Source organism: Flavicella sp., assembly GCF_029238425.1.
GTDB lineage: Bacteria > Bacteroidota > Bacteroidia > Flavobacteriales > Flavobacteriaceae > Flavicella.
Genome location: NZ_JAQWGB010000022.1, coordinates 1 through 2,322, shown reverse-complemented (window position 1 = coordinate 2,322; position 2,322 = coordinate 1). Strand labels below are relative to the sequence as shown.

The 2,322-nt window shown below is 30.1% G+C and carries 3 protein-coding genes; all 3 read right to left on the bottom strand.

Features of this window, described 5'->3' with window-relative positions; all coding sequences use genetic code 11:
* Positions 1-335: 335 nt before the first annotated feature.
* Positions 336-770: a hypothetical protein gene (locus P8H68_RS01465; RefSeq protein WP_300320700.1), complete on the bottom strand. Its 435-nt coding sequence runs from the start codon at positions 768-770 to the stop codon at positions 336-338.
* A gap of 316 nt (positions 771-1,086) precedes the next feature.
* Positions 1,087-1,272 carry a hypothetical protein gene (locus P8H68_RS01460; RefSeq protein WP_300320698.1) on the bottom strand — a complete coding sequence of 62 codons (186 nt, stop codon included), beginning with the start codon at positions 1,270-1,272 and terminating at the stop codon, positions 1,087-1,089.
* A 222-nt stretch (positions 1,273-1,494) separates the two neighbouring features.
* Positions 1,495-2,322: cation diffusion facilitator family transporter (locus tag P8H68_RS01455; RefSeq protein ID WP_300320695.1), on the bottom strand; the 828-nt coding region annotated here is incomplete at its 5' end.

Sequence of the window (2,322 nt, the reverse complement as noted above, 5' to 3'; positions counted from 1 at the left end):
TGAATTTGGTCAATGATGAAAAGTTTGAGTTCGAAACCTACTTTATTGTAGTTCTTTTTTCGGCAGGGTTGTTTTGTCTTTGTGTCCATAGTTTAACTAAAAGTGTTTAAATTTTAGTCAACCTATTTCAGGATTTTACATTTGGTCAAATTGCTTACAACGGTTTTGTATAAGATTAGTGTGGGAGGAAGACAATCGAAGAATTGTCAGCCGAGCCACTAAGCTTATACTTATTTTATGTTTTTATTTTTGTCGATTTAAAAATACTCAAATAAGAATAAGCGACATTATAAATAAACTAAAACTTTCGGATAAAACTAAACCCCACATTAATTTTATACGGTGTTGTGTGCAGTGCTATTGAATTTATCATAGATTTCCTGTTCGTAAATACCAGCAGTTAAAATTTCATCTTGTTTAATTATAACATCAGTATTTAGAGTAATAATATCTATTTCACTTTCACTGTTATTTTCTATCTCGGTTATGAATTCGTTGACTACATTAAAGTAGTTTGTTGTTATTATAAGTTTTTTCGTTTCAGATTCTCTATAACCACTTAAAATAGGACTAATTGTTAGATAATTTGTCTTCTGAGGAATGGGGATTTGTTCACAAAACCCAATATATACTTTATTACTTTTAAGAGTAACTTGAATTGTCAATCCTTTATCCGCTGATTCTTTAGCAAGGTTTTCTAATTCATCACCATGTTTATTAACTGCCCAAAGTATAGGGTCGTTTTTGTGATAGTATTTATTAATTATCATGTTAATTAATAAAAAAATAGTCAAAGCAATTATTGATGAAAAAACATATGTCCATAAATACAATGGTTTTTGTATTGGTATATGGTTTAATATTTTAGATAGATAAGGGATCCATCAAGGAAATGCAATGGTTATGAAAGTCCGGATAAAAAAACCTGATCCTATAATTACTAATCCGATAAAAAGAGATTCAAATAATATTCGGCTTCTTGTGAATCTTTGTGAACTATATTTTAATAGTTTAGAAAAATTTAAAATATAATAACCTGTTATTATGGGGATAATTAAAATGTTGTACGTCAATTTTTCCCAATTTTTATTTAGCTAATTCAAAATTTTTCTTAATTGATTCCGAGTTTTCCATTTTTTTTATAACAGCTTTAACCTCAGCTCTATTGTAAAAAACTTTTTTATCGATAAACAATTTACCTGAAGATGTACCCCTAACTCCTTTGTCCCTAGAAGTAGGTTCTCCGAATAATTTAAAAATAATTTCTTTCATGATATTTGTCTTTTCAATGAATATACAAATTTATGACGAAAAAACAACAATAACTAAGCTTTTATTATTTTCTTGTGCATTGCACACAACGGTTAGTATATGAAAAGTAGGCGATTTCGAAGCACGAAACTTTCGGATAAGCACAAACTTTGATACGAGCCAAAACCCTTGAATTTACTACTGTCTCGCCTATTTTTTATATACATTGTTGTGTGCTGCCTTTTATTCATTCGGTTCAATATGAATTAGTACGTGTCCTAAATTCGGTATTTCTTCTCGTAAATAGTCCTTTAATTTATGTGCAATATCGTGCCCTGATTTTACTGTTATTTCACTATTCACAATTGCGTGTAAATCAACGTGAAATTTCATTCCTGATTTTCGGATAAAACATTTTTCTGTGTCCAAAACACCTTTAACTTCTATTGATTTTTCTCTAATTTCAAGTATTAGGTCGTCATAAAGTTGCTCGTCCATAACTTCTCCTAAAGCAGGTCTTAATATTAAATAACTGTTATATAAGATAAACGCTGAAGCAAATAAGGCAGCCCAATCATCAGCAGTTTCATAACCTTTTCCAAATATTATTGCTATTGAAATTCCAATAAATGCCATTACCGAAGTAATAGCATCACTTCTATGATGCCAAGCATCTGCTTTAAGTGAAGAGCTATTGGTTTGTTTACTTTTTCTAATTACGATTTGAAAAGAGATTTCTTTCCAAACTATTATTAGTCCCAAAACAATCAAAGTCCAAGATTTCGGAATTTTATGAGGCGTTTGAATGTTTTGGATACTTTCATATGCAATTATTGTAGCAGAAACCACAAGAAAAGCAACTACTCCAAATGTAATTAATGGTTCAATTTTTCCGTGTCCATAAGGATGGTTTTCGTCCGCTGGTCGTTTTGCATATTTAAAGCCCAATAAAACTAAAAATGAAGCAAAAATATCAGTTGTCGATTCAATCGCATCTGCAATTAAAGCGTATGAATTTCCGAAAAATCCCGCAAGTCCTTTTATCAAGGCTAAAGTCGTATTTCCAATTAT